General features: G+C 64.3%; 13 protein-coding genes. 8 read left to right on the plus strand and 5 right to left on the minus strand.

Annotated elements, in window-relative coordinates; genetic code table 11:
* Positions 1 to 35 precede the first annotated feature (35 nt).
* Positions 36 to 362, plus strand: coding sequence for a Grx4 family monothiol glutaredoxin (grxD, locus tag KF707C_RS06515; RefSeq protein ID WP_003453456.1), 327 nt, complete (start codon positions 36 to 38; stop codon positions 360 to 362).
* Between the two features lie 175 nt (positions 363 to 537).
* Here the strand turns inward: grxD and bfr are convergent, their stop codons facing one another.
* On the minus strand, positions 538 to 1,008 hold the full coding sequence (bfr, locus tag KF707C_RS06520; protein ID WP_003453455.1) for a bacterioferritin: 471 nt from the start codon (positions 1,006 to 1,008) through the stop codon (positions 538 to 540).
* 203 nt (positions 1,009 to 1,211) lie between these two features.
* A complete protein-coding gene (locus KF707C_RS06525) occupies positions 1,212 to 1,430 on the minus strand; it encodes a bacterioferritin-associated ferredoxin (RefSeq protein WP_003453454.1) in 219 nt (72 codons plus the stop codon).
* Positions 1,431 to 1,712: 282 nt separating this feature from the next.
* Here KF707C_RS06525 and KF707C_RS06530 point away from each other — a divergent pair, with 282 nt between their 5' ends.
* The gene (locus tag KF707C_RS06530; RefSeq protein WP_003453452.1) at positions 1,713 to 2,315 is read left to right on the plus strand and encodes a peroxiredoxin; all 603 of its coding nucleotides are present in this window, start codon (positions 1,713 to 1,715) and stop codon (positions 2,313 to 2,315) included.
* 78 nt (positions 2,316 to 2,393) lie between these two features.
* Here the strand turns inward: KF707C_RS06530 and rnt are convergent, their stop codons facing one another.
* On the minus strand, positions 2,394 to 3,065 hold the full coding sequence (gene rnt, locus KF707C_RS06535; RefSeq protein ID WP_003453450.1) for a ribonuclease T: 672 nt from the start codon (positions 3,063 to 3,065) through the stop codon (positions 2,394 to 2,396).
* Positions 3,062 to 4,108 (minus strand): dihydroorotase, encoded by a 1,047-nt coding sequence (gene pyrC / locus KF707C_RS06540; RefSeq protein ID WP_003453448.1) that lies wholly within the window; start codon positions 4,106 to 4,108, stop codon positions 3,062 to 3,064. Before pyrC ends, rnt begins: the two co-directional genes overlap by 4 nt.
* 166 nt (positions 4,109 to 4,274) lie before the next feature.
* On the opposite strand from pyrC, the gene KF707C_RS06545 reads away from it, so the two are divergent.
* The 6 genes from KF707C_RS06545 to modC all read left to right on the plus strand — a co-directional run bounded on the left by KF707C_RS06545 (position 4,275) and on the right by modC (position 10,071).
* Positions 4,275 to 5,249, plus strand: a complete 975-nt coding sequence (locus KF707C_RS06545; RefSeq protein ID WP_003453446.1) for a flagellar protein MotY — start codon at positions 4,275 to 4,277, stop codon at positions 5,247 to 5,249.
* Positions 5,250 to 5,377: 128 nt separating this feature from the next.
* Complete coding sequence (locus tag KF707C_RS06550) at positions 5,378 to 6,595, plus strand: argininosuccinate synthase (RefSeq protein WP_003245607.1); 1,218 nt, start codon at positions 5,378 to 5,380, stop codon at positions 6,593 to 6,595.
* A 152-nt stretch (positions 6,596 to 6,747) separates the two neighbouring features.
* Positions 6,748 to 7,140: a lactoylglutathione lyase gene (gloA, locus tag KF707C_RS06555; protein WP_003453444.1), complete on the plus strand. Its 393-nt coding sequence runs from the start codon at positions 6,748 to 6,750 to the stop codon at positions 7,138 to 7,140.
* Positions 7,141 to 7,198: 58 nt separating this feature from the next.
* Positions 7,199 to 8,224 (plus strand): sensor domain-containing diguanylate cyclase, encoded by a 1,026-nt coding sequence (locus KF707C_RS06560; RefSeq protein ID WP_003453442.1) that lies wholly within the window; start codon positions 7,199 to 7,201, stop codon positions 8,222 to 8,224.
* A gap of 70 nt (positions 8,225 to 8,294) precedes the next feature.
* Positions 8,295 to 8,981, plus strand: coding sequence for a molybdate ABC transporter permease subunit (modB, locus tag KF707C_RS06565; protein ID WP_003453439.1), 687 nt, complete (start codon positions 8,295 to 8,297; stop codon positions 8,979 to 8,981).
* 4 nt (positions 8,982 to 8,985) lie between these two features.
* The gene (gene modC / locus KF707C_RS06570; protein WP_003453437.1) at positions 8,986 to 10,071 is read left to right on the plus strand and encodes a molybdenum ABC transporter ATP-binding protein; all 1,086 of its coding nucleotides are present in this window, start codon (positions 8,986 to 8,988) and stop codon (positions 10,069 to 10,071) included.
* Between the two features lie 23 nt (positions 10,072 to 10,094).
* Here modC and KF707C_RS06575 read toward each other — a convergent pair whose 3' ends face one another.
* Positions 10,095 to 11,588, minus strand: coding sequence for a sensor domain-containing diguanylate cyclase (locus KF707C_RS06575; protein WP_003453435.1), 1,494 nt, complete (start codon positions 11,586 to 11,588; stop codon positions 10,095 to 10,097).
* Positions 11,589 to 11,718 lie beyond the last annotated feature (130 nt).

The raw sequence follows: 11,718 nt of genomic DNA on the forward strand, positions 1-11,718 counted from the left end.
GACTCGCCAGTCGGAAAGTTCAGCCGAGGTGCCCAATGGATATCATCGAAACCATCAAAGAGCAGATCGCCAACAACACTGTCCTGCTGTACATGAAAGGCTCGCCGAACGCTCCTCAGTGCGGCTTCTCGGCTCGCGCGGCCCAAGTCCTGATGAGCTGTGGCGAGAAGTTCGCCTACGTCGACATCCTTCAGAATCCGGAAATCCGCGCCAACCTGCCGAAGTACGCCAACTGGCCGACCTTCCCGCAGCTTTGGGTGGGTGGTGAGCTGGTTGGTGGCAGCGACATCCTGGTGGAAATGTTCGAGAAGGGCGAACTGCAGACCCTTATCAAAGAAGCTGTGAGCAAGGCCGGCGCCTGATCCGGACGCTCGATGAAGAACCCCGCCAAGTGCGGGGTTTTTTATTGCAGAAAGTTTTACTCAGCTCTTCAAGTATTATTTGCGGTTCGAAATCGCTCTCGTTTGGTTGTTCTTCAGAAAACTCCGTATAAATAAAAAGCCCTGCCGAGGCAGGGCTTTACAAGTTGCTGACGGATTATTCGTCCATCTGCGATTGAAGGTAGTTTTCCAGACCAACTTTCTCGATCAGGCCCAGTTGGGTTTCCAGCCAGTCGATGTGTTCCTCTTCGGATTCGAGGATCTCTTCCAGCAACTCGCGGCTACCGTAGTCACCGACACTTTCGCAGTAGGCAATGGCTGCCTTGAGGTCCGGTACAGCCTGAAGTTCGAGCTTGAGGTCGCTGGCGAGCATTTCCTTGGTGTTCTCGCCGATCATCAGCTTGCCAAGGTCCTGCAGGTTGGGGAGGCCTTCGAGGAAGAGGATGCGCTTGATCAGCTTGTCCGCATGCTTCATCTCGTCGATGGACTCGTGGTACTCGTGGTCGCCCAGCTTCTTCAGACCCCAGTCTTCGTACATACGGGCGTGCAGGAAGTATTGGTTGATCGCAACAAGTTCGTTGCCGAGAATCTTGTTGAGATGCTGTATGACTTTCTTGTCGCCTTTCATGTGGAATCCTGCCGTTGAATTAGTGGATGATCGAGGAATTCTGATCTCCATGTTTAGTTGTGTCAAATCTAAGCTATTGAAAGTCAAATGAATTCGAATATGAATAAGAATGTTTAACTTCTACATTTGAATGCTAAATGTTTGAAAAGCGAGCACAAAAAAGCCGGACTCCAAGGTCCGGCTTTTTTCGATCCGCTGAACGGTCAGGCTACGGCGTACGTGGCGGGGTAGGCGAGGGCGGCCTGGCTGCTCTGCACTTCGGCGAGGGTTTCCTTGACCACCTGCTTGGCGACGCAAGCGCACTTGCCGCATTGAGTCCCTACTTCGAGCGCATTACGCACTTCCCGGTAGCTGCAGCAACCTTCGTAGATGGCTTCGCGAATTTGACCGTCAGTGACACCCAGGCAGAGACAGACGTACATGGCGATTCGGGACTCGAGAGAGGATGATCGGATAGCAGCGATACTAATAGTAATGAGAATGATTGTCAAAGATGCCTTTGCAGGGCCCGAATTAGACGGGTTCGTGGGGTGTTTCCGGTGTCGCGGCGAGTCCTGGTCCGCCAGTCGATTGCGGTGGGCGGAGAGGGCGGCCATGTGTATCATTGCCAGTCCTTTTGGCAGCGGGTGTCACGGCTCCGCCACAGTATCCGGCGAAGCTGCGGGACCCTCCCCACCGACTACTCATGTAACAGGAGACATGGAATGAGTGTACTCGTAGGCAAGCAGGCTCCGGACTTCAGCGTACCGGCAGTGCTGGGCAACGGCGAAATCGTCGACAACTTCACCCTGTCCGAAGCCATCAAGGGCAAGTACGGCCTGGTGTTCTTCTACCCGCTGGACTTCACCTTCGTGTGCCCGTCCGAGCTGATCGCCCTGGACCACCGCATCCCCGAGTTCCAGGCCCGTGGCGTGGAAGTGATCGGCGTGTCCATCGACTCCCACTTCACCCACAACGCCTGGCGCAACACCCCGGTGGACAAGGGCGGCATCGGCCCGGTCAAGTACACCCTGGCTGCCGACATGAAGCACGAAATCGCCCAGGCCTATGACGTCGAGTCCGAGGGTGGCGTGGCCTACCGTGGCGCCTTCCTGATCGACAAGAACGGCGTCGTGCGTTCCCAGATCGTCAACGACCTGCCGCTGGGCCGCAACATGGACGAGCTGCTGCGTCTGGTAGATGCCCTGCAGTTCACCGAAGAGCATGGCGAAGTCTGCCCGGCCAACTGGAAGAAAGGCGACAAGGGCATGACCGCTTCTCCGGAAGGCGTAGCCCAGTACCTGTCCGAAAACGCTTCCGCTCTGTAAGAAGCGTTTTTCCGGCCAGCAAGAAGAAGCCCGGCATTGCCGGGCTTCTTTTTTTTCGGGCTCTGGAAAGCGGATGGGTCAGTCGTCGTCCATCCAGCCGCCCATTTCCTTCCAGCGGTTGACGATGCCGCAGAACAGCTCGGCGGTCTTCTCGGTGTCGTAGCGTGCCGAGTGCGCCTCGCGTCCGTCGAAATCGATGCCGGCAGCCTGGCAGGCCTTCGCCAGCACGGTCTGGCCGTAGGCCAATCCCGCCAGGGTGGCGGTGTCGAAGCTGGAGAAGGGGTGGAACGGGTTGCGCTTGATGCCGGTGCGGTTGACCGCGGCATTCAGGAAACCCAGGTCGAAGCTGGAGTTGTGGCCCACCAGGATGGCGCGCTTGCAACCATTGGCTTTGATCGACTTGCGCAGGCCCCGGAAAATTTCCGTCAGCGCATGCTCTTCGGTCACGGCCATCCGCAGCGGGTGATCCAGCTTGATGCCGGTGAACTCCAGGGCTGCCGCCTCTATATTGGCGCCCGCGAAAGGCTCCACACGGAAGAAGTGCGTGTGGTCCGGATAGAGGAAGCCCTGTTCATCCATCGTGACGGTGGTAGCGGCGATTTCCAGTAGCGCGTCGGTAGCGGCGTTGAAGCCGCCGGTTTCCACATCCACCACCACCGGCAGGTAGCCGCGGAAGCGGGCGGCCATTGGATGGCGCGGCCCTGAGGGCAGGCTGACGTCCAGTTCGTCGTCGTAGAGGTCTTCGCTCACGCGCGGTCCTCCAGCAGGCGCCAGCGCAGCTTCTCGCCGGCACGCAACGGCACCACCACCTGTTCGCCCAGGGGCAGGGTGGCGGGAGCGGTCCATTCCTCGCGCACCAGGGTGATCCGGTCGCTGTTGCGCGGCAGACCGTAGAAGTCCGGACCGTTGCAACTGGCGAAGGCTTCCAGCTTGTCCAGGGCGTTGCGCTGCTCGAAGGCTTCCGCATACAGCTCGATCGCCGCATAGGCGGTGTAGCAGCCGGCGCAGCCGCAGGCGGCTTCCTTGGCGTGCTTGGCGTGGGGGGCCGAATCGGTGCCGAGGAAGAATTTCGGGCTGCCGCTCACGGCCGCGTCCAGCAGGGCTTCCTGGTGAACGTTGCGCTTGAGGATCGGCAGGCAATAGAAGTGCGGGCGAATGCCGCCCACCAGCATATGGTTGCGGTTGTACAGCAGGTGGTGGGCGGTGATGGTGGCGCCCACGTTGGCTGGAGCCGACTGGACGAACTGCACCGCGTCGCTGGTGGTGATGTGCTCGAACACCACCTTCAGGGTGGGGAAGCGTTGCACCACGCGGGACAGGTGCTCGTCGATGAAGACCTTCTCGCGGTCGAACACATCGATTTCGCCACGGGTCACTTCACCGTGCACCAGCAGCAGCATGCCCACTTCCGCCATGGCTTCCAGGGCCGGGAAAATCTTGTCGATGCTGGTGACGCCGGAGTCCGAGTTGGTGGTGGCACCGGCCGGGTAGAGCTTGGCGGCGTGGACGAAACCGGAAGCCTTGGCGGCGCGGATGTCCTCAGGGCTGGTGCGGTCGGTGAGATAGAGCACCATCAGCGGCTCGAAGCGGCTGCCGGCCGGCCGTGCAGCGAGGATGCGCTGGCGATAGGCGTCGGCTTCCTCGGCATTGCGCACCGGCGGCACCAGGTTGGGCATGATGATGGCGCGGCCGAAGGTACGGGCGGCATCGGCGACGGTATGGGCCAGAACGGCACCATCGCGCAGATGGATGTGCCAGTCGTCGGGACGCAGGAGGGTCAAACGGTCGGACATGGGGGGCTTCCAGGCGGGCAGAACTGGGCGGACATGCTACCGGAAAAGGCCCCGCTGGGCACGCCGGCCGCGCGCCGTTCACAGGTTGTCGACGAATCCACCCTCAAGTTTTCTCACGTCACACCGATATCCAGCAGGAACGCCGCAATTCCCCGTGGAGCCCGCCGTGCGCCAGCGCTACCTCGTCTTCCTGAGCTTGTTCGCCAGCCTGCCGGCCATGGCCATCACCTTCCAGACGCGTCTGGAAAAGGTGGAGTGGAAGGTGGAAGGCGACAAGTTCGAGTGCCGTCTGTCGCAGCCCATCACCGACTTCGGTGCGGGTGAATTCGTCCGTCGAGCAGGCGAGCAGGCCACCTTCCGCCTGAAAGCCCGCGAACGCTGGATGGGTGCGGGCTCCGCCACGCTGCTGGCCGCCGCCGCACCCTGGCAGCCGGGACGGGGTGACATCAACCTCGGCGTCGTCAGCGTGGAGGGGGGCGAGGTGCCCTTCAACAGTTCCCAGCAGCAGGCCGGACGCCTGCTCACCGGCCTGCTGGAGGGGCGCAGCCCGGTGATCCGCCATCGCACCCTGCAGGGCGGCGACGCGCTCGAGGTGCGGCTGCTGCCGGCCCGGTTCGAGCAGGCTTACCAGGCCTACCTGGACTGCACCGCGAAGTTGCTGCCGGTGAACTTCGACCAGGTCAAGCGCATGCAACTGGGCTTTCCCGGCGGCGGCATGGAACTGGACGACATGGCCCGGGCCAGGCTGGAAATCATGCTCGACTTCATCAAGGCCGATCCCAGCGTCAATCACATCGAGATCGACGGCCACTCCGACAACAGCGGCAACCGCCTGACCAACCGCGACCTGTCGCGTCGCCGCGCCCTGGCGGTGTTCGAGTACCTCAAGGCCAACGGCTTCCCCGAGGCGCAGATGGTCATGCGCTTCCACGGCGAACGCTACCCGCTGGTGCCCAACAACAGCTCGGCGAACCGGGCGAAGAACCGCCGCGTCACCGTCCAGCTTTCCCGGGTCGACCTGCCCCAGTCGTCACCCTCGACGCCCGCCGACGCCCCGGCGACCCCCGCCGCGCCGGCGTCCGAGGCCCCGGCCGTCCCACCAGCACCGCCGGCGAAGGCGCCTGCCCCCACCGGTTCCTGACAGGCCGTTCGTCGCGTCGCCGACAGAATCCGTCGCCTCGTCGTCACAAGCTGTCGCGCCCCTGTAATTTGGCCGCCAGGGTCAGTAGAATCACGGGTTTTTCGTACAACCCCCGTGGAGTTGATGGCATGGCGGACGTGAAGAAGGTTGTCCTGGCTTATTCCGGTGGCCTGGACACCTCGGTGATCCTCAAGTGGCTGCAAGATACCTATAACTGCGAAGTGGTGACCTTCACCGCCGACCTCGGCCAGGGCGAGGAGGTCGAGCCGGCCCGCGCCAAGGCCCAGGCCCTGGGCGTCAAGGAAATCTACATCGATGACCTGCGCGAAGAGTTCGTCCGCGACTTCGTCTACCCGATGTTCCGCGCCAACACCATCTATGAAGGCGAGTACCTGCTGGGCACCTCCATCGCCCGTCCGCTGATCGCCAAGCGCCTGATCGAGATCGCCAACGAGACCGGCGCCGACGCCATCTCCCACGGCGCCACCGGCAAGGGCAACGACCAGGTGCGCTTCGAGCTGGGTGCCTACGCGCTGAAGCCGGGCGTCAAGGTGATCGCCCCCTGGCGCGAGTGGGACCTGCTGTCCCGCGAGAAGCTGATGGACTACGCCGAGAAGCACGCGATCCCGATCGAGCGCCACGGCAAGAAGAAGTCCCCGTACTCCATGGACGCCAACCTGCTGCACATCTCCTATGAAGGTGGCGTGCTGGAGGACACCTGGACCGAGCACGAAGAGGACATGTGGCGCTGGACCAAGTCCCCGGAAGCCGCGCCGGATACCCCCACCTACATCGAGCTGACCTACCAGGCCGGTGACATCGTCGCCATCGACGGCAAGGCCATGACGCCCGCCCAGGTGCTGGCCGAACTGAACCGCATCGGCGGCGAGAACGGCATCGGTCGCCTGGACATCGTCGAGAACCGCTACGTCGGCATGAAGTCCCGTGGCTGCTACGAGACCCCCGGCGGCACCATCATGCTCAAGGCCCACCGCGCCATCGAGTCCATCACCCTGGACCGCGAAGTCGCCCACCTGAAAGACGAGCTGATGCCCAAGTACGCCAGCCTGATCTACAACGGCTTCTGGTGGAGCCCCGAGCGCCTGATGCTGCAACAGATGATCGACGCCTCCCAGGCCAACGTGAACGGCGTGGTGCGCCTGAAGCTGTACAAGGGCAACGTCATCGTCACCGGCCGCAAGTCCGACGACTCGCTGTTCGACGCCAACATCGCGACCTTCGAGGAAGACGGCGGCGCCTACAACCAGCAGGACGCGGCGGGCTTCATCAAGCTCAACGCCCTGCGCATGCGCATCGCCGCCGGCAAGGGCCGCAAGCTGATCTGAGCGGCCTGATGCAGGAGCGAGCCGCGCTCGCGAAGCTTTGCCTTCACCCCGGTTCGCGAGCAAGCTCGCTCCTACCGGCAAATCCCCGGCCACGAGCCGGGGTTTGTCTTTGTGAAGCCCGGAAAAACGGGCACCTGATGAGGAAAGAACCGATGAGACTGCTGCATACCATGCTGCGCGTCGGCGACCTGGACAAATCCATCGCCTTCTACACCGAAGTCCTGGGCATGACCCTGCTGCGCCGCAAGGATTACCCGGATGGCCAGTTCACCCTGGCCTTCGTCGGCTATGGCGACGAGGCCCACAACAGCGTGATCGAGCTCACCTACAACTGGGGCGTGGACGCCTACGAGCTGGGCACCGGCTATGGCCACATCGCCCTGGAAGTCGACGATGTCTACAAGGCCTGCGACGACATTCGTGCCCGTGGCGGCAAGATCACCCGCGAGCCGGGCCCGATGAAGCACGGCACCAGCATCCTCGCCTTCGTCGAGGACCCGGACGGCTACAAGATCGAATTGCTGTCCCCCTCTCGCAAGGATTGATCCGCTGTGCTGATATGAAGCCGGGACGATTCCCGTTCCGGTCAGGAGGCGTGGGTCTATGGAGGGTTTCGCTGTCAGTCACGAGCGCAATCTCGAATGCCTGGTGAGGGCCGTCCAGGAACTGTCCCTGGCCCGCGACCTCGATCGCATCGCCGAGATCGTCCGTAGCGCCGCGCGCGAACTGGTGAACGCCGATGGTGCCACCTTCGTGCTGCGTGACGACGACCGCTGTTTCTACAAGGATGAGGACGCCATCTCGCCCCTGTGGAAGGGCCTGCGCTTCCCCATCGAAAGCTGCATCAGCGGTTGGGCCATGATCAATTGCGAGCCCGTGGTCGTGGAAGACATCTACCGCGATCCGCGGATTCCCCACGACGCCTATCGCCCCACCTTCGTGAAAAGCCTGGTCATGGTGCCCATCCGGCGTCTGTCGCCGGTGGGCGCCATCGGCACCTACTGGGCCGACCAGCGCCGCGCCGGCGAGCGGGAGGTGGCGCTGCTCCAGGCCCTGGCCGACTCCACCTCGGTGGCCATGGAAAACGTCCAGCTCTACCGCGAGCTGGAGCAACGGGTGGAGGACCGGACGCGGGACCTGGTCACCGCGAATCGGCTGCTCTACGACGAGGCCTGCGAGCGCGAGCGCGTGGAGCAGGGCGCCTTGCGCCTGGAAATGACCGACGAACTGAGCGGGCTCAACAACCGCATCGGTTTCCTGCGCCAGGCGGAGTCGGCCTTGCAGGACGCTCGTCGACGGGGAGATTCCCGCCTGTTGCTGCTGCACCTGGTCCTGGAAGGGCTGGACGGGCTGGACGGCGAGGCCCGGGTCATGGCGGTCGCCCGATTCCTGCGCGAGCGCTTCGGCCAGGGTGAGTGCCTTGCGCGCCTGGGCGGTGGAGTCTTCCTGGTGTTGACCCGTGGCGAGCCCGAGAGCGTCACGCGCCGTCTTCGCGCCGCGCTGGACAGCGCCAATGCCGGCGCGCGCCGGCCCTTGGCGTTGCGCATCGGCCATCTCGGCTGCGGCGTGGACGACGACCCGCAACGGCTGATGCGGCAGGCGGAAGACGCCGCCTTGGCGGGCGACTGATTCTGGCCCGGGAGTCAAGCTCGCTATATAGTTCGCAACATAGCGAAATCCCTCCGCCCCGGGCCACTCCATGAGCTTTCCACTCGACAGCACCGACCTGGCCGCCATCCGGCTGACACTCGAACTCGCCACCCTCACCACGCTGCTCCTGCTGCTGCTGGGCACGCCCGTCGCCTGGTGGCTGGCGCGCACCCGTTCGCGGCTCAAGGGACCGGTCGCGGCCGTGGTGGCCCTGCCCCTGGTGCTGCCGCCCACCGTCATCGGCTTCTACCTGCTGGTGAGCATGGGGCCCCATGGCGTCATCGGCCAGTTCACCCAGAGCCTGGGTCTCGGCACCTTGCCCTTCACCTTCGCCGGCCTGGTGGTGGGCTCCGTGATCTACTCCATGCCCTTCGTGGTGCAGCCCCTGCAGAACGCCTTCAGCGCCATCGGCAACCGCCCCCTGGAGGTCGCCGCGACCCTGCGGGCGGGCCCCTGGGACACCTTCTTCAGCGTGGTCCTGCCGCTGGCCTGGCCGGGCTTCGTCACCGCCTCCATCCTCGGTTTCGCCCACACCGTCGGCGAGTTCGGCGTGGTGCTGATGATCGGCGGCAACATCCCGGAGAAGACCCGTGTGGTGTCGGTGCAGATCTTCGATCACGTCGAGGCGATGGAATATGCCCAGGCCCACTGGCTGGCTGGCGGCATGCTGCTGTTCTCCTTCCTCATCCTGCTGGCGCTCAACACCAGCCGGCGCCTGAAACCCGGCTGGACCTGAGCCCATGCAGTCGATTCGTGCCCGCTTCAAGCTGACCTACGAAGGCTTCTCCCTGGAGGCCGACCTGGTGTTGCCCGGTCGGGGCGTCAGTGCCCTGTTCGGTCATTCCGGCTCCGGCAAGACCACGCTGCTGCGCTGCATCGCCGGCCTGGAGCAGGCCGCCGACGGTTACCTGGAGATCAATGGCGAAGTCTGGCAGGACAGCGCCCGTGGCCTCTTCCTGCCCACACACAAGCGGCGCCTGGGTTACGTCTTCCAGGAGGCCAGCCTGTTCGAGCACCTCTCCGTGCGGCGCAACCTGGAGTTCGGCTGGCGGCGCATTCCGGCCCGGGAGCGGCGCGTGGAACTTGCCCAGGCGGTGGAGCTGCTCGGCATCGGCCACCTGCTGGAACGCATGCCTGATCGCCTTTCCGGAGGTGAACGGCAGCGGGTCGGCATTGCCCGTGCCCTGCTCACCAGTCCCCGCCTGCTGCTGATGGACGAGCCACTGGCGGCCCTGGACCTCAAGCGCAAGGGCGAAATCCTGCCGTACCTGGAGCGCCTGCACGACGAACTGGACATCCCGGTGCTCTACGTCAGCCATTCCCCGGATGAAGTGGCGCGCCTGGCCGACCACCTGGTGCTGCTGGACAACGGCCAGGTACTGGCCAGCGGCCCTCTGGAAGAGACCCTGTCGCGGGTGGACCTGCCGATTGCCCAGGAGGATGACGCCGGCGTGGTGATCGAGGGGCGGGTGCGGGGGTTCGACGAGCGTTACCAGTTGCTCGCGCTGGGCCTGTCGGGCAGCGCCCTTGTCGTCCGCGTGGCCCATCCGCCGGTGCCCGAGGGGCGCAGCCTGCGCCTCCGGGTGTTGGCCCGGGACGTCAGCCTCAGCCTGGACAGGCAGCGTGACAGCAGCATCCTCAACCTGCTGCCGGCTCGCGTGGTGGACCTGTCCGACGCGGCGAACCCGGCTCAGGTGCTGGTGCGCCTGGACGTGGACGGCACACCGCTGCTGGCGCGCATCACGCGTTTTTCCCGGGATCAACTGGGCCTGCATCCTGGCCAGTCGATCTGGGCCCAGATCAAATCGGTGGCACTGCTGGCCTGAGGCGGCGCCCGTCGCCGCCGGATTCAGAGCGCGTCGTGATTGCCCGAAGGCTCCACGCACACGCAATTGCGGCCGGACAGCTTGGCGCGGTACAGGCCCCGGTCGGCGCGGCCGATCAGGCTGTCCAGGGCGTCTTCCGGGTGCATCTCCGCCAGGCCGACGCTGGTGGTGACCTGCAGGTTCACACCCTTGAACGGATAACGCCGCGCGGCGACGTCGTTGCGCACCTTCTCCGCGAGTTGGAGGGCGGTGGCGCTGCCGGTGTCCTTGAGCAGGATGATGAACTCCTCGCCACCCCAGCGGCAGATGATGTCCGACTGCCGCAGGCTGTCCCGGAGGTCCTGGGCGAACCCCTGCAGCACCAGGTCGCCGGCCTGGTGGCCGTAGGTGTCGTTGAGCTGCTTGAAGTGGTCGAGATCCAGCAGCAGCGCGGCCAGGGGGCGACGGTCGCGGCGGGCTTCCTGCAGCGCCTGGCCGGCCAGCAGCTCGAAGCCACGACGGTTGGGCAGGCCGGTGAGGCTGTCGGTGGTGGCCAGGGCGGCGATGCGGCGCTGGTAGCGGCGCATCAGCCGGCGAAGCAGCTGCACCACCACCAGGGTGACCAGCACGCAGATCGCCAGGTTCAGGTAGAGCGTCTTGCGCAGGCCGTCGAGCAGTCCGCCCTCGTGCTTGTCGACGAACAGGTACCAGTCCAGCTCCGGGATGAAGCGCACATTGAGGAAGTGGTCACGGCCGCGCTCGTGGTACTCGAAGGTGCCGATCTGCGGGCGGGACAGCTTGCTCTTGAGATCGTCCAGCCCCGGCACGTCGAACAGCGAGGTGCCCACCCGGGCGCCCAGGGGGCCGCCCTCGGCGCCGGTCAGCACGATGCGGCCCTCGGTGTCGACGAAGTACACGCTGCGGTCGTAGCGGCGCTGGTACTGGTCGATGAGCTTGATCACCGCGTCCACCGTCAGGCCCACGCCGGTGGCGCCGAGGAAGCGACCGTCGTAATCGAACACCTTGTAGTTGATGAAGATGGTCAACCGGTCCTGGTTGGCCATGTCCACATCGACGTTGATCTCGTAGGGCTCCTTCATGTCCCGCAGGCGGAAGTACCAGACATCGCGCGGCTCGCCCTCGCGTACCTGCTTGAGCACACCCTTGGTCTGGTAGTAGGTCAGCGTGCGCTCGGAGACGAAGAAGCTGGTGAAGGCGCCGTAGTGCTCCTGGATCTCCCGCAGGTAGCGGGTCATCTGGCCCACGTCCTTTTCACCCTGCATCACCCAGTCGCGAACGAAGGTGTCGCGGCTCATCATCGAGGAAATCAGGATGGGTCGGACCAGGTCCTTCTGGATCTCCGAGTAGACGTTGTCGGAGGTCAGCGGCAGCTCGGTGTCGACGATGCTGCTGCGGATGGATTTCAGCGAGGCCTGATAGCTCACCAGGGAGGTGGCGAGGAAGCCGCCGCCAAGCAGCAGCACCAGGGCGAGGACCAGCAGGCGCTGGCTGTGCTTGGAGTGTTCGACTAACGGCATTGGATACGGCGGCCTCCAGGTGGTGGCGCAATGCTAGCGTGGTGCGTGGCCGCCGTCACGAACGGCTGTTTGACGCCAGGCTATCGGCGCATCGGGCCTTTCCTTGAGCTGCAGACCGCCGTACGAACGG

The organism is Pseudomonas furukawaii, assembly GCF_002355475.1.
GTDB classification, from domain to species: Bacteria; Pseudomonadota; Gammaproteobacteria; order Pseudomonadales; family Pseudomonadaceae; genus Metapseudomonas; species Metapseudomonas furukawaii.

What these genes read in the sequence shown, in the direction of transcription:
- modC (WP_003453437.1), top strand. Translation starts at nt 8,986, where the DNA reads ATGCAGTCGATTCGTGCCCGCTTCAAGCTGACCTACGAAGGCTTCTCC.
- KF707C_RS06550 (WP_003245607.1), top strand. Translation starts at nt 5,378, where the DNA reads ATGGCGGACGTGAAGAAGGTTGTCCTGGCTTATTCCGGTGGCCTGGAC.
- grxD (WP_003453456.1), top strand. Translation starts at nt 36, where the DNA reads ATGGATATCATCGAAACCATCAAAGAGCAGATCGCCAACAACACTGTC.
- gloA (WP_003453444.1), top strand. Translation starts at nt 6,748, where the DNA reads ATGAGACTGCTGCATACCATGCTGCGCGTCGGCGACCTGGACAAATCC.
- bfr (WP_003453455.1), bottom strand. Translation starts at nt 1,008, where the DNA reads ATGAAAGGCGACAAGAAAGTCATACAGCATCTCAACAAGATTCTCGGC.
- KF707C_RS06560 (WP_003453442.1), top strand. Translation starts at nt 7,199, where the DNA reads ATGGAGGGTTTCGCTGTCAGTCACGAGCGCAATCTCGAATGCCTGGTG.
- KF707C_RS06525 (WP_003453454.1), bottom strand. Translation starts at nt 1,430, where the DNA reads ATGTACGTCTGTCTCTGCCTGGGTGTCACTGACGGTCAAATTCGCGAA.
- KF707C_RS06575 (WP_003453435.1), bottom strand. Translation starts at nt 11,588, where the DNA reads ATGCCGTTAGTCGAACACTCCAAGCACAGCCAGCGCCTGCTGGTCCTC.
- KF707C_RS06530 (WP_003453452.1), top strand. Translation starts at nt 1,713, where the DNA reads ATGAGTGTACTCGTAGGCAAGCAGGCTCCGGACTTCAGCGTACCGGCA.
- modB (WP_003453439.1), top strand. Translation starts at nt 8,295, where the DNA reads ATGAGCTTTCCACTCGACAGCACCGACCTGGCCGCCATCCGGCTGACA.
- pyrC (WP_003453448.1), bottom strand. Translation starts at nt 4,108, where the DNA reads ATGTCCGACCGTTTGACCCTCCTGCGTCCCGACGACTGGCACATCCAT.